We start from the raw sequence: 22,957 nt of genomic DNA, 5'->3' as shown, positions 1-22,957 counted from the left end.
GAGTTAATTTAATGTTGGTTTGGTTTTTGCTCTAACCGGGTACAAGTGATTTTTATTAAGTAGATATAAAGATTACATAATTGTCGTAAAAATGGAGAGTAAAATGAATACAAAATCTAAAATGTTAAACAAATGGATGCTTGGGGCTGCTTTGTCAGTGACGACTCTATTTTCAAACGCAAGTGTAATAACAGATTATGATACTTTGATCACCGGTGCAGATATGACTGGCCTTAAAGTCACATTAAATACATCAGGTGGCACTGAAACTTTAGATTGGGCAATGTTAACAAGTACATTGAATACAGTGATTGGTGGAGGCATAAACCCGACTCAAGACAATATCGTAGCTAACGAAGGATTTAGTGGTGGCGTTTCTGGTTCTGACTGGTCACTAGTGCAACAAGGATTTACTGGTGGTGATTATGATTTACCAAATATTTATGGCTTGTGGACTTTTGTTTATAGCGGAAGTGATATATTAGAGTCACTTGTACTAGATGCGTTTGGTACAGATTTAGTTTTTGATACCCAGTTAACTTCAGCATTTGCACCAAATAACAGTGGTGTAGGACGTGAGTTTGTAGCTTTTGAAGCGGCATTAGATGGGATTTCTACAGATGTTTCAGCGACATACTTAGATCAAGTTGCTAGTGATGAATTGTATCGTAAGGTGTCAATTGACTTTAATCAACAAGCTCCAGAGTTTTCATTTTTGATTGACGTAGATAAAGCAGTTAACGTTTCAGAACCGTCTATGTTACTTGTGTTTTTATCTGGTTTAGCATTAGTTGTGCGTCGTAAATACAACGCTAAATAATATTAGTCTAGCGACTCGTTACGAGTGATAGACTTATAAATTTATACTTCCCTTATTGAGGAAGATATTAAAAAGGCAGTAATTTTCGAATTACTGCCTTTTTCGCATTAGTCATGAAGTCGCCATTGAACTAGCCATTGGTTGCGGGTTTGCCCAGACAGTGGCTTTGAATACGTAATTCATCTGTCATCAATCGAATTGCTGTTGGGTTTGTTTTGCGTTAGCCGCCATAGCGGATGGTATTTTTCAGATACGGTCGTTTTAATTAAGTGACAACTTTCTTGTTTGTTTATTCACAGCCTAAAAATTAGCTACCCCATTCGATATAACAGTGTGTTAGGTTAGTACTATTATTGGGTACGCCGCCTACTGGGATAAGTAATTACATGACCAAAGTATTTGTATTGTTTTTCATCTTTGTGCTGAGCTTCAAGCAGACGGTATCTGCTGAGTCGTTTCGTGTTTTTATTCGTCTCTGCCACCCTATGAGCAAATTAGTAGTGACGGTGAAGCTGAGGGCTTAGGAATAGATAAGATCCAATCTTATTTTAATCTTTACGGTCATATTGTCGATTTTAAATATAACTCGATGGCGAGGGGATTGCGGCGCTGCACAGTGGTCGTGTTGATTTTTCGACTGCAGCTCAACCTAATGAGGCATTAGCTGAGACTTTTTGGATTAGCGAAAAACCACTGTATTATATTAATGTTGGTGTTTTTCGACGTGAAGTGGTTGCTGAAATTGTTAGCTTTGATGAATTAGCCAAGTTATCAACGGTTTCATTGAAAGACAGTAATTTTTACTTTCTTAATATTCCTGAATTTACCGAATCAACAAACCATTACAAAGTGGATGACTTTGCCGTTGCTTCTAAATTGATCCGAACAGATCGCTTTGACTACTTTTTGAGTTATTACAACCCACAAAAGCACAGTGAAAATATCGATTTAGAATTTGATCAGCTAAAATCAGTTCCCGTTTTTTGATTTTGTCTAAGCAACATCCAAATGCCAAACAATTAAAACCGTTACTAAATTTGTGATCTCAAACTTAACTCCCAACATAAGTCGCTATTATCCGACGACTGCCGCCATGGTCGCGATGCTCACCTAAATATACTCCCTGCCACGTCCCTAATAACAAACGGCCTTGGTTTACAGGTATCGAAACCGAACTGCCCAATGTGGACGCTTTAATATGGGCTGGCATATCATCTGGCCCTTCATAGGTGTGTCGATAATACGGTGCGTTTTCAGGTACGAACTTATTAAAATGTGACTCCATATCAACTCTTACGGTAGGGTCGGCATTTTCGTTTATTGTTATTGATGCGCTAGAATGTTGGATAAACAAATGCAAAATACCAATTTGACTTTGGGTCAGTTTAGGTAATTGAACAAGGATTTCATCGTCAATCAGATGAAATCCACGTTTGCGAGACTTTAATGTGATTTGAGTTTGCCAATTACTGCTCATCTCGTTTATTTGATCCAATACATGACGTCGTTTGTAGATAGCTGGATCTCTAACTTGTCATTTTTTAATCGTGTTTTAAGACCGTGTGGCGTTGGCTTTCCGACTAATGCGGCACTAGACCAAACAAGAAGCCCAGTGTGAGAGATCTTTCTAATTTGATATTTATTGTCATCATCCCACACGCTAGAATCTGTCCCTTGCTGTGTCGTAATAATTAATGACTGCTCTGATGTGGTGCTTAAATCAACAGCCATGTCTAAAACAACAAACGGAAGTTCAATACGTTTAATCTCGCTTAATGTGCTGTTGTCAGTATCGTAAATGACTATTTTTTACCTTCGGTATTCCAATAATGAGTCGATACGATACAAGCTAATTCTAATTCAGGGTCAGTATCAAAATTTATCATTTCAAGTCGACCACAATTTTCAGTTATGAAGCTTTGCTCGGATAACGCACCATCAACAAGTTTCATAACGCTTAATTTGTCACCGTGAGAAACATAGAAATAAGCCGTATCTTTGTAATCTAATTCAAAATCATTGAGCCCATTATTGAACGTATAATTCGCGATGAATAATTGATTTTCAATGTCTATTGCCTTTAGGCTTGTACCGTCCATGTAAACTGCGTCTGGATAGTCATCATTATTTAAGTCGAAGGCCCGAATTATCCCGATATCTGAATCGTAATCACCATTTAATGACCAAATTTCCGAGTAGTCGTTAAGTTGTAATGCCGAAAATGAGCCATCGTAAAGCGCAGTGGAAGGTAGAAATATATCGCCAATACCATCTTTATTAAAATCGGTAGCAATAGCATAACGGCTTCTATCCCAATTCGAAGAAATCTCCTCACTGAGTTGAAACTCGCCGGTATCAGTCATTTCTAATACTCTGCTGCCATCGTATCCACTACCCGTTTCTGGGATAAAAAATATCGCCCTGTCATTATTACCATCGGTTGATGCCCAGCCTGCACTGCTATAACTATCTAATTGTATTGTTCGGGTCCAGTTATCTACCGTTGCTATCCCGTCTTCGATGTCCGCAATAACCAATACGTCTTCACCGCTTGAGCTTTGTCCAGAACCCCACAGTACTTCCAATTTTCCGTCGTTGTCTGCGTCACCGATAGCTATTGATTTTGAGCCATGTTCCTGCATGTCGACCGACCACTTTTTAACTAGGGCATTATTTACAAAGTCGTAAGCCGTAATTGACCCCCACTGGCAATCTCCAATGATCAACTCATCTGCCATATCATCGTCGATGTTTGCAGTTGTTATACTACACGTATTAAAATTGTCGAAACTAAACAGTTGCGACTTGTTCACGGCTGAATAGAGGGCGATTGCTCCCCAGCTGTCAGCGCCAGCAATTTCATCAATTCCGTCACCATTGTAATCACCCGTTGACACGATGGAACTTCCAAATTTGTTACTGCTAAGCCATTCATTTAAATACGTCTTCCCGTCATAGACTAAGCCGTTACTCAACACAATTTCTAACTGGTCGTCTTCATCGGTATTGGCAATTGAAAAGTCCATAGAGTCAAGAGCATCAGTACTAAACAAAGTCACATGCGGGGTAAGAAGTGGGGCAACTATAAGTTTTGTGCTGTTAGAATAATTGCTATCACTAATGAGATAGATGAGCTCCAACGAACCGTCAGCATTTAAATCGGCAATGTCGATACTTGATATATAACCTTCAGTTTCTAATAGGGCGATTGCGTGGCTTGTAAGACCATTTATTAAACTGATCCCATGTTCGGTAGCCACCAATATCTCCAGTTCAACATCATCATCATATTGCACGGGGATGACTTGATTTATATTGCCAGCTGTTGGCAACGCATAGGGATAAAGCCAGCTATGCTTAAATTCGCCATTTATACTTTTAAGTAAATATACGGACTTTCTAGAATTTGTTGTCAAGATTCTTTTGTTACCGTCGCCGCTAAAATCACCTACCCACATTGATTTATTGGTGCTAGGAATATCAAAAGAAGCGCTTGCAATTGGCAATGGTTTATCAGCTGTTACCGTTATTGATTGGCTGAATTGTTGTGAATTTGCCTCTTCGTTTACAAATCCAAACACAAAGTCGACTTCTTGACTTGAGAACATCATGTCCCCCGCCACATTCCAACTTACAGTACCATTCTCATCTATAGTAGCCCCCTCAGGTGCTGAAATAAGTGAGGCGGCAACTCCGTTACTTCCCTTAAAGTCGGGGTCTTGTACCACTGCACTAAACTGTAGATAATCACCGGTTTTAGCAGCGTTTGGCAGGTTACTTACTTGTAAAATTGCTGGTGAATCTTGTATTTCAAAGGAAGTTCTACCCCCTCGATGATATTGACGCCATCCGACACAACCATGCTGACTTCGACTGAATCACCATAAATCGCCGTAAATGCGGGTAAAGTATTTGAGGTATTATTCTCAACAACTTGGCCGTTTATGTACCAACGATATGAAAGTGTTAGTTCGCTTTCTGGGGTATCCGGGTCTGAAAAATAACCCTGTTCTGCCACGATATCTGATGTTGTAAATAGATTCCAATAATCATAAACATTAGGGGAATTAACACTTGGAGGCAGTGAAAGTAAGTCGATAGAGGCTAGTGTTTTTTCGCTGAGGTCAGCATACATTAATTCATCATTAGAGCCAAAGTAAGCGCCGGTTTCATATATGTTGTCATTATTGGCATCTTCGAGATATTTGATGTGATCATACGAAAATTCGATTTTGATGGTTTTATCGGCTTCAAAGGTGATGGTTCTATATACATTAGTTTCGTTATTATTAAGCAACGCAAATTGCGTCTTCCCATATTCACCATCATATAAAGTGCCTGAATATGTATGTGAAAAGGAATCTAGTTGATCATTTATTTCTGACTCAATTTCAATTATGTATTGGTTATTATTTGAGTCGGATACTAAAAGTTTTGAAGAAACAGTATAGGTGAGTTCATACGGGTTATCTTGTTCTATGCGGGAAGAAAAGACGTAACCAGTGTAAGAATAAGACTCATCATCACGAGACCAACGGAAGTTATCAAAGTAAAATCCTGCGACCTCATAGATGCTATTACTAATTTCACTGGCGACATTACCGTTAAGTACTGGGGAATAGTAATCCTGTTTGCAGTCAATAAATTGCATACTAATATTGCCAGTTTGATCGCTACTCAACTTACCTGAATAGGCAATCGAACCACCATAATTACAGGCAAAAGAAATGTCGATATTGCCATTTGCGTCTGCTCTTGGCGCGACTGAATCGACATTAAAATCAGGTAGAGATGAGCCATTATCACCAAAAGTTGATACATAAGCTCTTTGAACACTCTCTAAATTTAAAGCGGCAGTGTCTGTTTTGCCTTTATAGCGAATATCGATTAATGAATTAACATGGGCCTGTAATTCTGCCTTTGAATAGGCGCTGGCATTCATTATGACATCGTTAGTTGCTTCTTTGGTGTCGTCCGAAGTTGATTTTTCGTCTGAACTGCAACCTGATAAGGTAAGTAATAAAGTCGTTGTGAGGTAATAAAGCGAGCGGAATTTCATGCTTCTTCCTTAAGCCTTTGAAAGCCGCTTTAGAGCGGCTGCGGTTATAAAATTAGCCTTGTTCTAATACATCAAAAGAGACTTCAATATAGGCATTGCCGTCGTCTGATGTGAATGGAATGATTAACGTAGTGCTTTCGCATTTGTGGTTAATTGTATGATCTTTTCCAGAGACGACCACTGGCGTGGCCATGTCGAATTCATAGCCTTTTTCAGCAAGAATTTGTTTTGCACCGCCGGTAACCATATTTGTAATTTCACCAACCATGTCTGTTACTTCTTCGTCGATTGAATCTGGACGTTCGCCTAACATGCGTTCCATGATGGCCAGCGCTAAACCAGCCTCAAAAGTAACTGATAATGAACCTCGAGTTTGTGGCGACGCCATACCGATTAGGCCTGAAACATCACCACGAGAGATTTGCTGTTTCTTTAAAGCTGGTTTGCTTATGGGTAAGTTTTGTCATTGCCATTGTTTCAAGTACGTTCATCAGTGAACTTAAAAATGGGTTAATAAATTCTACATTCATATTTGTTTGGCTATATTTAGGTTATGTTCCATAAATGGAAATTCTAGTTCAAAAAGTACGTTACCACATTATTATTTAAATTTAGACCAATGATTGTATTTTCCTAGATTTTTGCATTTTTGCAGCTATACATTCGTTGGTCGGCAATTTCAAATAGCGCTTCTTTGCTTGTCGCTACATCAGGGTATATCGCAACACCGATACTCATCCCCAAACTAATTTTGTTACCAGAAATATCAAATGGCTTGGAAATAACCGCCTCAATTTTATTTTGAATAATTGAAATGATTTGTTCATCAAGAAGAGGTGTGATCAAAATTGCAAATTCGTCACCGCCATATCTAGCAAGGATATCTTCATCTCTAACTAATTTATTTAAGCGATTGGCGACTTGGTACAATATTTTGTCACCCACGGCGTGACCATAGGTGTCATTTACTTGTTTAAAACCGTCTAAGTCACAAAACATCAATGCGAAGCGGTCTGAGCGACGGGCGGTGCTTTTTGTTAATTTAGAAAGTTTGTTCTCTAAAAATAATCGGTTTGGAATGTTTGTTAGTGCATCGGTATTTGCTGACTTTGACAAAAGACCTTCGGCACGTTTGAATTCCGTTACATCTTTTGCCATCACAATCATGCCCACGACTTCGCCGGTGGTTTTCGATATATGCGGCAAATACGTTGTATACATATAGCAAGGGCTGTTGGCCTTTTTAGGCATAAGCTAAGGCTTGATAATTTACTGGGACTGCCTCTAACCAACATTTATCTAAATTTGGTTTGATTACCTGTTCGTACGTTTCTGTATCAAATACACTTTGTGGTCGGTTACCAATTAATTCTTTGGATTCAAAGCCATAAAAATTGGAGTAACTTTTACTCACAAATTCATATTTGTTTTCTTTGTCAAGGTAAGCGAAGAGATCTAGGCTATAATCCATTACCGTCGATATAACTTCATTAAAAAAGACAGTTTGCTCATTACCACTCCATTCCCGGGTGCTAAGTGTAATTAATTTATAAACATTTATTAAATTTTAGCGCGCAATAATGACACTTTTTTAGGGTTTTTGCAATAAAAACGCAAAAAATAACCAATATCGTTACCAACTTTGCTCGAAGGTAGGTACAATGCGCGCAAAATTTCGCACATATTTTATGTGTTAGCAAGTTGAAGCGCTCTTTGTTTTATCAGTTTTGCCTTTACTTGTAATTACAGTTGAATATTTAAGGATTCAAATAAATGACAGATGAAAACCGTAAAGGTTTAAGAAACGTTGCAATCATTGCACACGTTGACCACGGTAAAACGACATTGGTTGACAAATTGTTAGCCCAGTCTGGCACATTAGATTCACGCGTTAACGCTGAAGAGCGTGTAATGGACTCGAATGACATCGAGAAAGAGCGTGGGATCACAATCCTTGCTAAAAATACAGCTATCGATTGGCAGGACTATCGCGTAAATATCGTAGACACTCCAGGACACGCTGACTTCGGTGGTGAAGTTGAACGTGTCATGTCGATGGTTGACTCAGTATTGCTTATCGTTGATGCGCAAGAAGGGCCAATGCCGCAAACTCGTTTTGTAACGCAAAAAGCGTTCGCACAGGGTTTGAAGCCAATTTTAGTTATCAATAAAATTGATAAGCTAAGGTTCTCGTCCTGATTGGGTTATGGACCAAGTATTCGACTTGTTCGATAACTTAGGCGCAACTGATGAACAGTTGGACTTTAAAGTTGTTTACGCATCTGCGCTTAACGGTTGGGCTTCTCATGAAGAAGGCGTAACTGGCACAGACATGACGCCGTTATTTGAAACTATCATTGATCAAGTTCCTGAACCTGATGCAGACGTTGATGGCGCTTTCCAAATGCAGATCTCTCAGCTTGATTACAGCTCGTACTTAGGTGTAATTGGTATCGGTCGTGTTAAACGCGGTACGGTTAAGCCTAACCAACAAGTGACAATTCAAACAGCCGCAGGTCCTGTACATAACGGTAAAGTAGGTAAAGTATTTGGTTACTTAGGTCTAGACCGTTATGAAGCTGATAGTGCCCATGCTGGTGATATCATTGCGATTACAGGTCTTGGCGAACTTAAAATTTCTGACACTATTTGTTGTCCATCAGAAGTTGAAGGTCTACCTTTGTTGTCTGTTGACGAACCAACAGTAACAATGACTTTCCAAGTAAACACATCTCCATTTGCTGGTAAAGAAGGTAAATTTGTTACTTCTCGTAACATCAAAGAGCGTTTGGACAAAGAACTTGTACATAACGTTGCGTTACGTGTTGAACAACTCGCCGACGCCGACAAATTCAAAGTATCTGGCCGTGGTGAATTACACTTAGGTATTTTAATTGAAAACATGCGTCGTGAAGGATTCGAGTTAGCAGTATCTCGCCCTGAAGTAATCATGCGTGAAGTTAACGGTGAAACCCAAGAACCTTATGAAACAGTGACTATTGATGTTGAAGAACAGCATCAGGGTTCTATCATGGAAAAAATGGGTATCCGTAAAGCGGAACTTACTGATATGGCTCCAGATGGAAAAGGCCGTATTCGTATGGACTTCATCATGCCTAGTCGTGGTTTAATCGGATTCCAAACTGAATTTATGACGTTAACGTCTGGTTCTGGTTTGATCTACCATACATTCTACGAATATGGTCCACACAAAGGTGGCGAAATCGGTCAGCGTCTTAACGGTGTTCTTATTGCTAACGCAACTGGTAAAGCACTTACAAATGCAATCTTTAACTTGCAATCACGTGGCCGCATGATGATTGGACACGCTACTGATATCTATGAAGGTCAAGTAGTTGGTATCCATAGCCGTGACAATGACTTAACAGTTAACGTTCTTAAAGGTAAGCAGTTAACAAACGTACGTTCATCTGGTACAGATGAAGCGCAAACGTTAACACCGCATATCGTTATGACACTAGAACAAGCTCTTGAGTTTATCGACGACGATGAATTAGTAGAAGTGACACCGCTAAGCATTCGTATCCGTAAGAAATTCCTTACTGAAAACGAACGTAAGCGTAATTCACGTGTTAAACCAAACGACATTTAGTCGCACGGTTTAAATTAAAAGGCTCTTAGGAGCCTTTTTTCGACCTGCGTTTATATTTATCATTTTCGACTATAAGTCATTTTATTAGTCGAAGGCTTACTATTGAGAAAAACATGTTAGCAAGTGGTTTTGGTCATGTATCACCTAAGTGGGTTTTGCACATCGCGAATCGTCCAGACTTACCTGAATTTCACCACGATGATTTTCGAGTACTAGCGGAAGGTGAAGTTGCGAGCATTATCCAAAATACGTCTAATCACTGGCGTAAAGTGTTTTCAATTATGGCGAAAATATCCTTTGCTTTGTATGACACCGGTTGCGAAAGTTGGCAGCAATATCGTGATACTAAACTGTTAACAGGTGCAGGGTTTGAGGCTTTGAACTATTTGCACTATGCTGAAGAAGGTGCTGATAATTATTTTTCGATTGTAGCGGGGTTCCAATACGCAGCAACTCAATTGAATTTGGATAAATTAATTACCCACCAAAGCACTAGTAAGCTGTTACGAATTGAAGGACGTGATTGCATCGTAACCCCATATTTTGATTGGCGTCAGTTAAATAATGAATTACTCGATAAGTTGATTGGTGTTATGTCGTCATCAATGCTTAAGAATACAGTAGATAAATAATGGTTCGAATTAGAAATAGCCTTTTAGCGGTTGCGTTGTACCTTTTCAGTTATGGCGTTAATGCCTTTGATACATTGCCTAAAGTGATTAAATTAGCGACAACAAACTGGTGTCCTTACGCCTGTGAAAACTTAAATTCATCACAAGGTATGGTATATGAGTATGTCCAATATATTGGTGAACAATTAGGAACACGCATTGAAATTGTATTTTTACCTTGGTCTAGAGCGGTTAAATCGGTTGAGTCTGGGGTTTATGACGGGTTGCTTAGTGCAATTAAAACGGAAGCCCCAAGTCTAAAATTCACTACAACGCCGACGATGGAATACCAAGTTTGCTTTTTTAATCGTATGGAAGATGTTTCGAAATACCATGGAATTGATTCGTTAAAAAGTAAGCGGCTTGGGGCCATCGCAAGTTATGGCTATGGCGAGCCTATTGATAGTTATATTGCGGAAACAGAAAACACAGAAAGAGTGATAAAACTAACTGGATCAGCTGGCGTATCACGCTTGATCTCATTATTGAACAAAAACGTATCGACTTATTTGTAGAAGATAAAAACGTGCTGGTATGGAACATTAAGAACCAAAGTCGATTTAAACGTAACCAGTTAAAAGAAGCCGGGTGCTTGCCAAAAACGCCATTTTTTATCGCCGTTAATCCAAAGTTGATCTGGGCCGATAGTTTTATTGATGCGTTAAATACCTCACTCAAGCTAATGGCAAATAAACAATATTTGAATAACGAAATTAAACCCAAATACCTGCGACTAAGACATTAGTAAGTCGATGGACCTCTTGAACAAGTAGTACGCGGATAAATAGGCGTAAATCCTGATTGAATTTACTTAACTAATTATCCACGTTAATTATGTTATGGCTTTTATAAGAGCTATTTATCCGATGAAATTAAGATTAACTCCTGCTGCGGAGGAATTAGGTATTCAGCCCCTTGCTCGGTAATTACTGCCATTTCTTCCACTGAAACTGTTTTAAATGTCCCATCAGCTCTTTTCCAGCTATGAAAGCCATCAAACGCAAAAACCATACCTACCTTTAATCGCTTTAATGCTGTGGGCCTAATCGTTTCACTGCGGGCACCACTTAAACTTGGTCCGGTGTCGTGGGCAACATAACCAACAGGGTGGCCTGTACTCCACATGACATATTCCGAACCGGTTTCATTCATTATTTTAGTTTGTGCTTGATCTACTTCAAGTCCAGTGACCCCAGGTTTCATGGCGGCAAATGCGGCAAATCCGCCGTCTCGTCCGCTGTCCCAATAATGCTGAATGTTTTTAGGTGGTTTTGTTGTACCTTGGTTCAAGTACATAGGCAAAGCGTTGTATGTCGCTCACCCATCTGTCGTGGAGTTTAACGCCAAAATCTATTTGAATCATGTCTCCAGGCATGATGACTTTGTTTGTTGGGTGAGAATGTCCTCGGTCAGGTCCAGAATTGACATTCGGGTTTTGATCCGGTGCCCATCCGTCTTTAACGCCATGTTGAGCCATTTTTTGTTTCAAAAATCTCGCGACATCTGCGTCTGTTGTTTTACCCGGAATCACCATTTGGTACGCCTCAATTTGCCAAATAGATGCCAAACGAGCCGCTTCTTTCATTATCTCGACTTCTTCGGGCAATTTTACTGATAACCATTCATAAACAACATCGTCAGAACTCACTAAGCGCTTTGTAAACTCTTCGCCTAGGGCTTTAGTGAGTCGACTATATTGGGAGTAGCTCAAGCCATCGGCTTGGGCGTTTGAGTTAGACATATTAATTGCAATTTTACCGAACCCTTGATCGTGGATAAAGTTCGCAGCACTGTCGATGGCCTGCTGACCACGAGGGACAGGGATTACTTTCTGATGGATCTTTAAGTCAGCCAAAGCGGTGGCTTCACTTGATGGCGAAAATACCAGCGAATGAAAAACGCCATTTCGATTATAAAAAGGTAAGCGGCTTCACCACCTGCATTTTCACAGCCGATATGGTCGGCGAGTGGATCATTATTATTTTCCCGGCACAATACCAGCCACAAATCTACGTTTGCTGCTGTTAATGCGGCGGGTAGCAGTGTGCTGATCCGAGTTTTTCTAATTTCAGGCTAGAGTGATTGTGATTGTGCCGTACTCATAAAACTTGATAATGCCAACAGACCAACAACGAGTGGTCCACATAAAGCGCTCAATTTACTAACTTTTTTCAATTGGAGGTCCTCAAATAAAAATACGGAAAATCCGTTATGGAGATGAGGTTCACACTACGACATCAAACAAATTGCGTCTATTAGCGCAAGTTGGTTAACAGCAAAATCAAGACGAAATGAGGTTAGGGAAAAATAACAAATGAAAATGGGGGAATTTTGTAATTAAGGGGCGAACTCATATTTGGATATGAAGTCCACCACTTACTTTATTCGCGCTAATCTAAACAGTGATAAAAAGAGCGTTAACATTATTTTGGGGGTTACCAGAATAACTTCCAACCCGCCCATTGAACATCAAAACCTTCCATTGGGCTACGTTTAAACCCCGATCGAACAAATTGATTCATTTTACCTTCGGTATAGGCAAGTAACATATTTGCAAGTGCGGCGTCATCAATTGGAAAAGACTTACCTTCACGTAACTTTCGTTCGCGTAGAACTTGTTTTAATTGGGTTTCTAACTTTTCAAATAAGGTCGCTACTCGTTCACGCAGACGATCATGCTCTCCCATCAAAGCATCTCCAGTTAAGATTGAAGTTATGCCCCTGTTCATTTCAGCAAACCCCAAAATTAGTTTTAAGATATTTGAAACGCGCCCTTCGGTTGTTTTATCTTTTTCTAGGATGATATTGATACGCGACAACAAAGTGCCTTCAATAAATTCAATTAACCCTTCAAACATCCGAGCTTTGCTAGGAAAGTGTCTATATAGCGCTGCTTCCGATACGCCAACTTTTTCGGCGAGTTTTGCCGTCGTAATTCTTTGACCAGAGTGACTTTCCAACATTTCTGCTAAACATTGCAGTATCTGTTCCTTACGATTCCCTTTTTTGCGGCAGGCATAGTTTTCCCCAGCTCATTTATTATTAGTTAATTTGACGGTAATAGAGTCGAAATGATCTGCATCAGCTCATCTCCTAACTCACTTTTTGTATTAAGAGGTAAGTCCTTACTACCGCCAGCATAGAATACTTTAAGCGCATTTTGATCTGAATTAAAGCCTTGTCCGGAGATAGATACATCATTTGCACAGATCATGTCCAATTTTTTACGATTCATCTTGTCTATGGCGTACTGTTCAATATTTTGCGTTTCTGCAGCAAACCCTACAACAAAAGGGCGATTAGACTCTAGTTGCGCCACACTAGCGACAATGTCTGGGTTTTGGATAAGCGAGATAGTCAAACTGTCATCGCCTGACTTTTTCAACTTGTGATCTGATTGCTCGGCGACTCGATAATCAGCTACAGCAGCACAAGCAATAAATACATCAGTATGTTCAGCAAGAGACATCACCATGGCATGCATATCGACAGCGCTTTCAACATCATGTCGCATAACACCATTTGGTGTGGCTAAATTAACTGGGCCTGCGACCAAAGTTACATCGGCACCTAATTTGGCGGCTGCTTCGGCAATGGCAAAGCCCATTTTACCACTGCTGTGGTTTGATATATATCGAACCGGATCAATGGCTTCTCTAGTTGGGCCCGCTGTTATTACCACGGCTTTACCTTTGAGTATTTGTTCTGCAGGCGTTAAGAAGTTAACAACATGTTCGACTATCTGCATAGGTTCAATCATTCGACCATGACCAATATCACCACAGGCTTGTTCACCACTGGCAGGGCCCCATATATGAACGCCTCTGTTGGCCAGTAACGCTAAGTTACTTTGAGTCGCAGCATGAGCATACATCTGCTGATTCATTGCCGGACAAATCGCGACAGGGGCTGGAGTGGCTAAAAGCAGAGTAGATGCTAAGTCCCCGGCAAGTCCCGCTGCCATTTTGGCTATGACGTCAGCGCTGGCAGGCGCAACGACAATTAAGTCGGCCCATTTTGCGAATTCAATATGGCCCATGGCCGCTTCTGCATTGGTATCGAGTAGATCTTCAGCGACGGGTTCGCCACTAACAGCTTGCAAAGTTAACGGCGTAATAAATGCCTTGGCACCAGAGGTCATAACAACTTTAACCTGAGCGCCTTGCTCTTTTACCCGTCGAACAAACTCGGGGGTTTTATAAGCAGCAATGCCACCTGTAACTATGAGTAAAATATTTTTATTTAATAACTGGACCATGCCGCCTAGCCAATCTGGTATAAGTATAAAGTTTGATGGCACATACCTTATCTTCTTTCTGTGATTTTCACCATAGAGGAGTGACAAAATTGTGCCTTAATACTGCTAAATTATAAGGGAAGGAAAATAACATGGATGATTGTGTTAGTGAGTATTTACCTCGGGAAAAGTTGTTGAATAATGGTGCACATTCGCTGTCGGATGTTGAATTGTTAGCGATATTCCTGCGAGTAGGAATTGCAGGGAAACCAGTATTGACTCTTGCTCATGACCTGCTTAAAGAGTTTGGAACATTACGCCATCTAATGTCAGTTGAGTGTAGTCAAATGTGTAAAATTAAGGGGCTTGGTCCTGCTAAGTTTGTGCAATTACAAGCGGCTCTTGAGATGTCTAAGCGTTATTTAAAAGAAGTCATGTTTGAGAAACCACTTATGGATTCTCCAAATGCAGTACGTGATTATTTGCATCAGTTGTTAAGCGATGAGCCTTATGAGCAGTTTTGGTTAGTACACCTAGACAATCAACATCGGGTGCTAAATGCAGAAGTGCTATTTAAAGGCACTATTGATGCGGCAGCGGTTTATCCAAGAGTGGTTATAGACTCAATTATAAAGAATAAAACTGCAGCGGTTATTTTCGCCCATAACCACCCATCAGGGATTTGTGAACCAAGCCACTCGGACATTCAACTAACTAAAAGGCTTAAAGAAATTTTACAAATGATTGATGTGCGAACGCTCGATCACTTTGTAGTAGGTCACAATACGGTAACGTCATTTGCAGAACGTGGTTTGTTGTAGCGCTACTTAACTCAAGATTTAGTGTGCATGTTATGAATTAAATAGAGCTAGGTAGCCAGCATTCTGCAATCTCGGATTTCTAGGCAGTTTCCAAAATTATACTTAAGTGAATTTTCTGGCAATCCACGAACCTACGAGCATAGCGACAACGAACACAAAGGTTTGCCAATAACCATAAATGAGTGACGCTATAGCAGGTCCTGGGCAATAACCTACAATTGCCCAGCCTGCGCCAAACATTGCTGCACCGGTTAATAGTTTAGAGTCGATATCTTTGCTTGTTGGGATTTCAAACTTGTCGTGAAAAATTGGTTTGTCGTTTTTTAGGACAAAGCGAAATGCGACGAAAGACACAATTAATGCGCCAGCCATTACAAAACCAAGAGTAATATCCCACTCGCCAAATAAGTCTAAAAATGACTGAACTTTTACCGTATTTGTCATGCCCGAGATTGCCAGACCTGCGCCAAATAGGCTACCGGCGATAATTGCAAATAAGTTTATTTTACTAAGCCATTTATTGTTCATCTATATAACACCCCATATGTGTCGCAAAACATAAACGGTGATAAACCCAATCGCCATAAATGTAATTGTCGCAATAATTGAACGGGGAGACTTTCTAGCAATTCCACAGATACCGTGACCACTTGTGCAGCCGTTTCCGAGCTGCGTACCAAACCCAACCAAAAGTCCGGCAATTATTAGCAAGTAGATATTGTCAGTTGGTGCTGCTGGAATGGCGATTGGCGTTAGCAAATGAATTAAAAAAGCACCTGAGACTAAACCAAGAATAAACGTAATCCGCCACTTTTTATCAGTTATCTGAGGCATAAAAAGTGAAAATGTAATACCGCAGATGCCTGCAATTCTGCCAAGTGTATATAGCAATAGCGTTGCGGATAAGCCAATTAAGCCACCACCTACTAAGGCCAATAGATAGATATGTTCCATCGCTTTGTTCTCGTGTTCTATAATTGATAAATTAGAGTTAATTACTGCATAGTCTAAATCATATTGACGGCTTAAGATTGTAATTTAAGGCAATACGGTAAAATTACTGTGAAAAAGGAGCGTAAAAATTTATCATTGGTGCATCAAACCTATCTGCATGGCATGTTATGACGTCAAAAACTTTACTTTTTGTTCCTGTATCTTCTAAAAAAGGTATAGGAGAGTATATGCGTTCCAATATTATTGCATCGCATTTCAAAAGTTTACACAGCGACGTTGATATCCATTTTGTTTTAAGTGAACAAGCCCCTTATAAACATGACTGCCAGTTTCCTGTTCATTTGACACCATCGTCGCCCACCAACTGTACCGACGAAGTTAATCAAATCATTGATAAGCTAAAGCCTGACATCGTTATTTTTGACGCGGCAGGACGGGGTCAGCAAATGAAGCATGCAATGAATACGGGCGCTAAAGTTGTTTTTATTAGCCAACACCCAAAAAAGCGAGCAAAAGGGCTTATGTTAAGTCGTTTGCCTTTTATTACTCAACATTGGATAGCACAACCTGAATTTGCCATGCCTGCACTGAGTATATGGGAAAGAGTCAAACTTGCGTTATATCGAAAGCCTTTGCCCATTTATCTTGGTTGCCTATATCAGCAACCGAGTTTAACAGAAGAAAAACGACTTTAGCGTCGTTTGGATTAGATGAAAATGACTACGTTTTGTTGAGTGCAGGCTCTGGAGGCCATACGCTGGATGGTCAGCCTGCGTCAGTTGTCTTTAGCGATATCGCAATCAAAGTCAGTAGAGAGTTGAAGCTTAAATGTATTGTGGTACTCGGGTCTAGTTTTACCGGTACAGTTCCCGCTAATACAGCATCTGTTTATTTTGTTAAAAAGTTGGAAAATAACAGTTTTATCGCACTTTTGGCCAATTGTCGGTTTGCGTTATTAAGTGGTGGCGGTTCGTTGTTACAAGGCATTGCGATGAAAAAAATGGTGGTAACGACATCGGTTGCTAAAGACCAACCTGCTAGGATCCGCGCCTGTGAGAAAGAACAATTAGTCTTAAGTGCAGAGCCTAATAGTCGGGATATTTATGCGGCGGTACAGCAAATTTTACAGTCAGAAACCAATTTAGCCCTTAACAACGCTCTTACTAAATGCTCATTAACAAACGGCATTGGACAAACTGAAAAGTTACTTTCGGGTCTTCTATAAAAGGTGTCGTGAATAAAATCCTCCGACTATTAATGAGTACCTTCTAAACCTGAATTGCATTACAATTTAATCATACGCGAAATTAAAATTAACAAGAGTTTTATATGAATGTCATATTTGATGTATTGCACCTCTATTACTTGCCTCAATATTTACCTGTTTTAAAAACGTTGCAAGCGGCAAGTGCAGATGTTCATTTTGTATTTTACAAACAGGGTGATGAGCCGCTAAATCAAGTGTGTCGAGAAGTAATAGAGCAAGAAAAATTAACGGCGACTTGGGTGGATGATTGGGAGGAAGCATTGGCTTTTTACCTATCTCAAAAAGCAGACTGGTTAATTTTTGGTAATAAAGTCGCTAATTTAGATGAACTTCACGCAGTAAGTAAGACAGTGATGATGCAACATGGCATTGGGCCTAAGCGTTGCTATTATCAAAATTCAGAATCACCTACAACCGTACGTTTTATCGAAGGTCAGCATAGACTAAAACGTTTGTTGGATTTATATCCTGACGGTAGCTTTATCGATACCGGTTATGCCAAGCTAGATCCCTTATTCCAACAGTTAGAAAATTCGATGACACTTGAGTCGTTAGGACTTGACCCATCGAAAAAAACGATATTATACGCGCCAACATTTTACCCAAGTTCTATTGAGTGTTTTTCAAAAAAGTTTGCTAAAGAATTCGCTGATTTTAACATTATTCTAAAACCTCACTTTTTTAGCTTAACTAAGAAAAAATACCATAAACAACGAAAACTGTTAGAAAATTGGGCGACACATGACAATGTGTATCTAGCCACTGTAAGCGACTATAACCTTATCCCATTTATGGCAATATCTGACTTAATGTTATCAGACGCATCATCAGCGATATTTGAGTTCGCAGCTTTAGGTAAACCTGTGGTTTGGTGTGATTTTTACAAATTACGTTGGAGTTATCGTGGCATATTTAAATATCGATTTGACCGAAGAATAGACGAAGATATCCAGTATTTTAATCAAGTTGCTTATCGAGCTGCGGATTATAGCGAACTTGTTGTAACTGTCCGTACTGCGGTAGATGCCGGTGTTAAGGCTGGTACAGCCGATGTAATCGAAAAGTTAGCAGGCAGTATCGATGGCCATTGTTCAAATCGAATTGTTGAGTATTTATTAGCTAATACAAAGTCAGGGAGTGACTCATGAAAAAAGTAATTACTTTTGGAACCTTTGATGTGTTTCACGCAGGTCATGTAAAAATCCTAGAACGGGCAAAATCGCTCGGCGATTATCTTATCGTTGGTGTGTCATCAGATGCATTAAACAAAAGTAAAAAGATCGTTTCCCAATTTATTCACAAGCCGACAGATTACATATCGTTGAGTCTCTAAGATGTGTTGATGCTGTATTTGTCGAAGAGTCTCTAGATTTAAAAGCAACCTACATCAAAATGTTTGATGCTGACGTCCTAGTTATGGGAGACGATTGGAAAGGAAAATTTGATCACTTTAGTGATATTTGCGAAGTCACGTATTTCGAACGAACACCGTCTATTTCAACAACCGAAATTATAGAAGTGGTGCGAAGCGGGGTATATGAGAAAAATTAGGCTTGGCTAATTTATCTATGGCTTTTATTTACTCGATATCGATCGCATTAAACAGAAAAGATCATTAATTGAACATTTAAAATTGTCGATTTACAATACGGTTTCAAGGGCAAAATTTTGCACCAAAAGTTTCGCATAATTCACAATGTATGTGACGACCAAATTGAACCGCTTTAATTTAAATTTGGGGGATAAATGCTAAAAACAGTGATTCTGCGTCATATTCGTACAAATATAGCGTGTTTAGTCTAAAATTCTCAAGAATCGCTTGATCTTCTCAACCAAAAACTGTATAAATTGCGCCCTTTCGAATGCCCGGACAAATTAATTGGCCAATAGGGCTAATTAGATTGACGTCAGAATTTTTGTTTTGGAGTAAATGACATGGCTAAAGTTTGCCAAGTAACAGGTAAGCGCCCAACGGTTGGTAACAATCGTTCACATGCGCGTAACGCTACTCGACGTCGTTTCTTGCCTAACCTACAAACTCACCGTTTTTGGGTTGAAAGCGAGAAGCGCTTCGTTAAATTACGTTTATCTACTAAAGGTATGCGTATTATTGATAAAAAAGGTATTGATACAGTGCTTGCAGATATGCGTGCAGCTGGTCAAAAAATCTAAGGAACTAAATCATGCGTGATAAAATTCGTTTAGTTTCAACGGCTGGAACTGGTTATTTTTATACTACTGATAAAAATAAAAAGCTAATGCCTGAAAAGATGGAAATCAAAAAATTTGATCCAAAGATCCGTAAGCACGTGATCTTCAAAGAAGCTAAAATTAAGTAAGCTTTTTGAATTCTATTGAAACTTTTGCAAAAGTTTAAAAACCCAATCATTGATTGGGTTTTTTATGCCTGAAATCTCCGTAAATGATTCAGCTCTTTCTCCTAAAGCTCATTTCTTGTAATCTAGCTACAACTTCCTTTTTGATATGAAAAGCATGCGTATAAAACTGTCACGAATGGGCTGGAATAACGTCCTCATCTTTGCATCAATGTTTATGATCTTGTTATTTAATTATTCCCATCGAATGATGACACAAGGGCATGAAAGCGGAGAAACTAATACTTTGGTGGGCGCGAATACGATTATTCAAAGCATCGATTTTAATGGCATTAAAATCGAACGTTTAGGCGCAACATGGCGCTCGGTCAGTACGATTGAGCTCACTAAGCCTTTAAATACGGATTTAATTGTTGAAACATGGACGCAACAGCCTTTTGTTGCATTGCAATCGCCCCTTTAATGTTAGACACCACTGAAATATATCTTGTGGTTGTCTGGGCCGCTGGTGAGTCGAGTGGTTGGGTCTATGAGTTCGCAGTGGATAAAGTTGAGCAGACGACTTATGTGAAAAATCACCAGCAAAATACTTGGTTCTATGTTGAACCAGCATCATTAACGCATTTAATACCTGAATCCTTGTTAGAGTTGTAATAGTCATGCCTGAGTTACCGGAAGTTGAAGTCAGTCGCATGGGGATAGAACCCCATGTATTGGATCAAAAAGTCGTTGCAGTTGTTATTCGTAACAAACAGCTACGCTGGCCAATACCTGATGAGGTTCATTTACTCGTAGGTTCGCCAATAACAGCGGTTACTCGTCGGGCTAAGTATCTGATGTTAGAAAGTGAAAAAGGCTCAGCCATTTTACACTTAGGTATGTCTGGCAAATTGCGGATCATTGATAAGGCGGTTCCAGTTGAAAAGCATGACCACGTTGACATCGAATTTGAAAATGGTTTAGTTTTACGGTTAAACGACCCAAGACGGTTTGGTGCTTTTTTGTGGCAGGAGGCAGGGCAGCAACATTCGTTATTGTTGAAACTTGGTCCAGAGCCTTTAACAGACGAATTTGATGACAAAAGATTATTCGAAAAATCCCGCAACAAAACGGGGCCAGTAAAAAACTTTATTATGGATAATCATGTAGTTGTTGGTGTTGGTAATATTTACGCCAATGAAAGCTTGTTTAAAGCTGGGATAGATCCTCGACGACCGGCAGGAAAAATATCAAAAAAGCGTTATCAGTTATTGACCGAAAAGATCAAAGAGACGCTTGCTTTAGCTATTAAACAAGGCGGGACTACATTAAAAGATTTTACTCAAAGTGATGGTAATCCAGGTTACTTTGCGCAGGAGTTATTGGTTTACGGTCGGGGTGGAAAGGCTTGTACTAACTGCGAATCGACATTACTTGAGGTAAAAATTGGTCAACGAGCGACTGTGTTTTGTAAAGGTTGCCAACGTTAATATTTCACGATATGGTCGGAGCAGTTAACTAATATAGATACAAGTGAATACCATGGAATTTATTTCACAACTCAACCATACATTTAATTTAGGTGTGACAAAGCCTATTGGCTGGCGTAAAGGCCAACTTCTTGCCCTAAAACGACTTATGGTCGAAAATGAAAATGCGATTTATCGAGCGCTAAAAGCGGATCTCAACAAATCACAAACTGAAGCCCATGCGTCTGAATTCTCATACGTGCTAAATGACATCAAATACTTTATCAAACACCTTAAGTCCTTGAGTAAACCACGGGCAATAGGTACGCCTATGCTAACCCAACCTAGCCGCTCTTATTTGGTTCCTGAACCCTATGGCACAGTGTTAATTATGGGCGCGTGGAACTATCCAATCCAACTTGTATTAAGTCCGATGATAGCAGCAATCAGTGCTGGGAATTGTGTGGTACTAAAACCGTCAGAACTCGCTATGAACGTTTCAAATTTAATTGCTGAGCTCATCCCCAAATATATGGATAAATCCGCTGTAGCTGTTTATGAGGGCGGGGTAGAAGCGACTACGGCGTTATTGCAGCAGCGTTTCGATTACATAATGTACACCGGAAGTGAAACCGTAGGTAAAATCGTTATGCGCGCTGCAAGTGAGCATTTAACCCCGGTGGCATTAGAGTTAGGTGGTAAGAGTCCGTGTATCGTCGATGACAAAACTAATATGTCGGTGACAGCAGACCGTATCATTTGGGCCAAGTATTTAAATGCCGGGCAAACGTGCATCGCCCCAGATTATATTTTGGTGACTAAAAAACACGACCGCTATTAATCGAAGCCCTCAAAAAGAGTGTAGTAAAGCAATATGGTGAAGATCCTAAACGATCGAATGATTTCGGGCGCATTGTAAACGACAGGCACTTTGCAAGAATATCGGGCTATTTGGCGGCGCAAAATGAAAATGTCGTATTTGGTGGGGAAAGTGATTCAAAAGATAATTACATTTCACCGACATTCGTATTAAATCCCGACTTAATGAGTGATCTGATGGTGGAAGAAATTTTCGGCCCAGTGTTGCCTATTGTTGAAGTTGATTCGATGCAGGAAGCCAAAGATTTTGTTAATCAACGCGAGAAACCATTAGCCTTGTATTTGTTCAGCCAAGACAACCAAACAGTTGAAATGATTAAGCAGCAGACAAGCTCAGGTACACTTTGTATCAATGATGCTGTCATCTTTATGGTGAATCATGAAATGCCGTTTGGTGGCGTCGGGAATTCAGGTATGGGCTGTTATCATGGGAAATGGGGATTTGATACATTTAGTCATATCAAGCCCGTGATGCATAGGAGTTTTTTGCTGACATGCCAATCAGATATGCACCATTTACAAAATTAAAATCAATGATGTTAAAACTGGCAACCAAATTATAATTTAGGCTTGTCGGATACGACAGAAGTTGTGATGTCGGCGAGGTCCTCGCGGAAACCACTGTATTGGCAATATACGCTGTCATCAAATTTAGCGATGACATTAGATGTGCAATATTTGTGGGCGACATCACTGTCGATATAAATAAGATCTCCAGCATTACACGGGTGCGGACTTTTACGCACGTAAACACTCGCACAGCGCGTGTACTGTGGTTTATATGCTTGTGGATCCCATTTGTTTGTCATTCGTTCGTATTGAAAAATCGCAATGATCGAAAAAACAAACATT

The 22,957-nt window shown here is 39.8% G+C and carries 29 protein-coding genes and 4 pseudogenes; 18 read left to right on the top strand and 15 right to left on the bottom strand.

Annotation, left to right across the window (positions count from 1 at the left end; translation table 11 throughout):
- Window positions 1-103 precede the first annotated feature (103 nt).
- Window positions 104-820, top strand: a complete 717-nt coding sequence (locus PN838_RS13045) for a hypothetical protein (RefSeq protein ID WP_272180949.1) — start codon at window positions 104-106, stop codon at window positions 818-820.
- A 729-nt stretch (window positions 821-1,549) separates the two neighbouring features.
- Window positions 1,550-1,807, top strand: a complete 258-nt coding sequence (locus PN838_RS13040) for a hypothetical protein (RefSeq protein ID WP_272180948.1) — start codon at window positions 1,550-1,552, stop codon at window positions 1,805-1,807.
- Window positions 1,808-1,871: 64 nt separating this feature from the next.
- On the opposite strand, the gene PN838_RS13035 is transcribed toward PN838_RS13040, so the two are convergent.
- From PN838_RS13035 to PN838_RS13005, 7 genes and pseudogenes are all read right to left on the bottom strand, one after another.
- On the bottom strand, window positions 1,872-2,297 hold the full coding sequence (locus tag PN838_RS13035) for a secondary thiamine-phosphate synthase enzyme YjbQ (protein WP_272182587.1): 426 nt from the start codon (window positions 2,295-2,297) through the stop codon (window positions 1,872-1,874).
- A gap of 5 nt (window positions 2,298-2,302) precedes the next feature.
- Entirely contained in the window at window positions 2,303-2,551 is a 249-nt protein-coding gene (locus PN838_RS13030; protein ID WP_272180947.1) for a hypothetical protein, read from the bottom strand.
- A gap of 71 nt (window positions 2,552-2,622) precedes the next feature.
- Entirely contained in the window at window positions 2,623-4,548 is a 1,926-nt protein-coding gene (locus tag PN838_RS13025; RefSeq protein WP_272180946.1) for a hypothetical protein, read from the bottom strand.
- Between the two features lie 50 nt (window positions 4,549-4,598).
- The gene (locus PN838_RS13020) at window positions 4,599-5,879 is read right to left on the bottom strand and encodes a hypothetical protein (RefSeq protein ID WP_272180945.1); all 1,281 of its coding nucleotides are present in this window, start codon (window positions 5,877-5,879) and stop codon (window positions 4,599-4,601) included.
- A gap of 52 nt (window positions 5,880-5,931) precedes the next feature.
- Window positions 5,932-6,409: pseudogene (locus PN838_RS13015) on the bottom strand (chemotaxis protein CheX).
- 103 nt (window positions 6,410-6,512) lie between these two features.
- Complete coding sequence (locus tag PN838_RS13010) at window positions 6,513-7,100, bottom strand: GGDEF domain-containing protein (protein ID WP_272180944.1); 588 nt, start codon at window positions 7,098-7,100, stop codon at window positions 6,513-6,515.
- Between the two features lie 22 nt (window positions 7,101-7,122).
- Entirely contained in the window at window positions 7,123-7,350 is a 228-nt protein-coding gene (locus PN838_RS13005) for a hypothetical protein (RefSeq protein ID WP_272180943.1), read from the bottom strand.
- 302 nt (window positions 7,351-7,652) lie between these two features.
- On the opposite strand from PN838_RS13005, the pseudogene typA reads away from it, so the two are divergent.
- From typA to PN838_RS12985, 4 genes and pseudogenes are all read left to right on the top strand, one after another.
- Window positions 7,653-9,492 (top strand): annotated as a pseudogene (typA, locus tag PN838_RS13000) (translational GTPase TypA).
- A 113-nt stretch (window positions 9,493-9,605) separates the two neighbouring features.
- Entirely contained in the window at window positions 9,606-10,124 is a 519-nt protein-coding gene (locus PN838_RS12995) for a DUF6942 family protein (protein WP_272180942.1), read from the top strand.
- Window positions 10,124-10,678, top strand: coding sequence for a substrate-binding periplasmic protein (locus tag PN838_RS12990; protein WP_272180941.1), 555 nt, complete (start codon window positions 10,124-10,126; stop codon window positions 10,676-10,678). The genes PN838_RS12995 and PN838_RS12990 overlap by 1 nt, the downstream gene beginning before the upstream one ends.
- A gap of 11 nt (window positions 10,679-10,689) precedes the next feature.
- On the top strand, window positions 10,690-10,908 hold the full coding sequence (locus tag PN838_RS12985) for a hypothetical protein (protein WP_272180940.1): 219 nt from the start codon (window positions 10,690-10,692) through the stop codon (window positions 10,906-10,908).
- A gap of 110 nt (window positions 10,909-11,018) precedes the next feature.
- Here PN838_RS12985 and PN838_RS12980 read toward each other — a convergent pair whose 3' ends face one another.
- From PN838_RS12980 to coaBC, 5 genes and pseudogenes are all read right to left on the bottom strand, one after another.
- On the bottom strand, window positions 11,019-11,459 hold the full coding sequence (locus tag PN838_RS12980) for a M24 family metallopeptidase (RefSeq protein WP_272180939.1): 441 nt from the start codon (window positions 11,457-11,459) through the stop codon (window positions 11,019-11,021).
- On the bottom strand, window positions 11,425-12,018 hold the full coding sequence (locus PN838_RS12975; RefSeq protein ID WP_272180938.1) for a M24 family metallopeptidase: 594 nt from the start codon (window positions 12,016-12,018) through the stop codon (window positions 11,425-11,427). The genes PN838_RS12980 and PN838_RS12975 overlap by 35 nt, the downstream gene beginning before the upstream one ends.
- Window positions 12,006-12,170, bottom strand: a complete 165-nt coding sequence (locus PN838_RS12970; RefSeq protein WP_272180937.1) for a hypothetical protein — start codon at window positions 12,168-12,170, stop codon at window positions 12,006-12,008. The genes PN838_RS12975 and PN838_RS12970 overlap by 13 nt, the downstream gene beginning before the upstream one ends.
- 428 nt (window positions 12,171-12,598) lie before the next feature.
- Window positions 12,599-13,171 (bottom strand): annotated as a pseudogene (gene slmA, locus PN838_RS12965) (nucleoid occlusion factor SlmA); the annotation flags it as partial.
- A 38-nt stretch (window positions 13,172-13,209) separates the two neighbouring features.
- Window positions 13,210-14,421, bottom strand: a complete 1,212-nt coding sequence (gene coaBC / locus PN838_RS12960) for a bifunctional phosphopantothenoylcysteine decarboxylase/phosphopantothenate--cysteine ligase CoaBC (protein ID WP_215963290.1) — start codon at window positions 14,419-14,421, stop codon at window positions 13,210-13,212.
- A 131-nt stretch (window positions 14,422-14,552) separates the two neighbouring features.
- On the opposite strand from coaBC, the gene radC reads away from it, so the two are divergent.
- On the top strand, window positions 14,553-15,221 hold the full coding sequence (gene radC, locus PN838_RS12955) for a RadC family protein (RefSeq protein ID WP_215963291.1): 669 nt from the start codon (window positions 14,553-14,555) through the stop codon (window positions 15,219-15,221).
- Between the two features lie 102 nt (window positions 15,222-15,323).
- Here radC and PN838_RS12950 read toward each other — a convergent pair whose 3' ends face one another.
- Both PN838_RS12950 and PN838_RS12945 read right to left on the bottom strand, forming a co-directional pair.
- Window positions 15,324-15,749 (bottom strand): DUF6691 family protein, encoded by a 426-nt coding sequence (locus PN838_RS12950; protein ID WP_215963292.1) that lies wholly within the window; start codon window positions 15,747-15,749, stop codon window positions 15,324-15,326.
- Window positions 15,750-16,175 carry a YeeE/YedE family protein gene (locus PN838_RS12945; RefSeq protein ID WP_272180936.1) on the bottom strand — a complete coding sequence of 142 codons (426 nt, stop codon included), beginning with the start codon at window positions 16,173-16,175 and terminating at the stop codon, window positions 15,750-15,752.
- Window positions 16,176-16,402: 227 nt separating this feature from the next.
- On the opposite strand from PN838_RS12945, the gene PN838_RS12940 reads away from it, so the two are divergent.
- The 11 genes and pseudogenes from PN838_RS12940 (at window position 16,403) to PN838_RS26395 (ending at window position 22,633) form a co-directional block, all read left to right on the top strand.
- Window positions 16,403-16,870, top strand: a complete 468-nt coding sequence (locus PN838_RS12940) for a hypothetical protein (protein ID WP_272180935.1) — start codon at window positions 16,403-16,405, stop codon at window positions 16,868-16,870.
- Complete coding sequence (locus PN838_RS12935; RefSeq protein ID WP_272180934.1) at window positions 16,825-17,400, top strand: hypothetical protein; 576 nt, start codon at window positions 16,825-16,827, stop codon at window positions 17,398-17,400. Before PN838_RS12940 ends, PN838_RS12935 begins: the two co-directional genes overlap by 46 nt.
- Before the next feature lie 104 nt (window positions 17,401-17,504).
- Window positions 17,505-18,590 carry a CDP-glycerol glycerophosphotransferase family protein gene (locus PN838_RS12930; RefSeq protein ID WP_272180933.1) on the top strand — a complete coding sequence of 362 codons (1,086 nt, stop codon included), beginning with the start codon at window positions 17,505-17,507 and terminating at the stop codon, window positions 18,588-18,590.
- A pseudogene (locus PN838_RS12925) lies at window positions 18,587-18,993 on the top strand (FAD synthase family protein). The gene PN838_RS12930 and the pseudogene PN838_RS12925 overlap by 4 nt, the downstream one beginning before the upstream one ends.
- Window positions 18,994-19,377: 384 nt before the next feature.
- On the top strand, window positions 19,378-19,614 hold the full coding sequence (gene rpmB / locus PN838_RS12920) for a 50S ribosomal protein L28 (protein WP_215963297.1): 237 nt from the start codon (window positions 19,378-19,380) through the stop codon (window positions 19,612-19,614).
- An 11-nt stretch (window positions 19,615-19,625) separates the two neighbouring features.
- Window positions 19,626-19,781 (top strand): 50S ribosomal protein L33, encoded by a 156-nt coding sequence (gene rpmG, locus PN838_RS12915; RefSeq protein ID WP_105050859.1) that lies wholly within the window; start codon window positions 19,626-19,628, stop codon window positions 19,779-19,781.
- A 154-nt stretch (window positions 19,782-19,935) separates the two neighbouring features.
- A complete protein-coding gene (locus tag PN838_RS12910) occupies window positions 19,936-20,241 on the top strand; it encodes a hypothetical protein (protein WP_272180932.1) in 306 nt (101 codons plus the stop codon).
- The gene (locus PN838_RS12905) at window positions 20,241-20,432 is read left to right on the top strand and encodes a hypothetical protein (protein WP_272180931.1); all 192 of its coding nucleotides are present in this window, start codon (window positions 20,241-20,243) and stop codon (window positions 20,430-20,432) included. The genes PN838_RS12910 and PN838_RS12905 overlap by 1 nt, the downstream gene beginning before the upstream one ends.
- A 5-nt stretch (window positions 20,433-20,437) precedes the next feature.
- Window positions 20,438-21,247 carry a bifunctional DNA-formamidopyrimidine glycosylase/DNA-(apurinic or apyrimidinic site) lyase gene (gene mutM, locus PN838_RS12900; protein WP_272180930.1) on the top strand — a complete coding sequence of 270 codons (810 nt, stop codon included), beginning with the start codon at window positions 20,438-20,440 and terminating at the stop codon, window positions 21,245-21,247.
- A 52-nt stretch (window positions 21,248-21,299) separates the two neighbouring features.
- Window positions 21,300-22,067, top strand: coding sequence for an aldehyde dehydrogenase family protein (locus PN838_RS26400; RefSeq protein WP_334313358.1), 768 nt, complete (start codon window positions 21,300-21,302; stop codon window positions 22,065-22,067).
- Window positions 22,067-22,633, top strand: a complete 567-nt coding sequence (locus tag PN838_RS26395) for an aldehyde dehydrogenase family protein (RefSeq protein WP_334313511.1) — start codon at window positions 22,067-22,069, stop codon at window positions 22,631-22,633. Before PN838_RS26400 ends, PN838_RS26395 begins: the two co-directional genes overlap by 1 nt.
- Before the next feature lie 29 nt (window positions 22,634-22,662).
- Here PN838_RS26395 and PN838_RS12890 read toward each other — a convergent pair whose 3' ends face one another.
- The gene (locus tag PN838_RS12890) at window positions 22,663-22,914 is read right to left on the bottom strand and encodes a hypothetical protein (protein ID WP_272180929.1); all 252 of its coding nucleotides are present in this window, start codon (window positions 22,912-22,914) and stop codon (window positions 22,663-22,665) included.
- Window positions 22,915-22,957 lie beyond the last annotated feature (43 nt).

The organism is Psychrosphaera algicola, assembly GCF_028401425.1.
GTDB classification, from domain to species: Bacteria; Pseudomonadota; Gammaproteobacteria; order Enterobacterales; family Alteromonadaceae; genus Psychrosphaera; species Psychrosphaera algicola.
The sequence above is the reverse complement of the archived record's forward strand: the minus strand, read 5'-3'. Positions and strand labels throughout refer to the sequence as shown.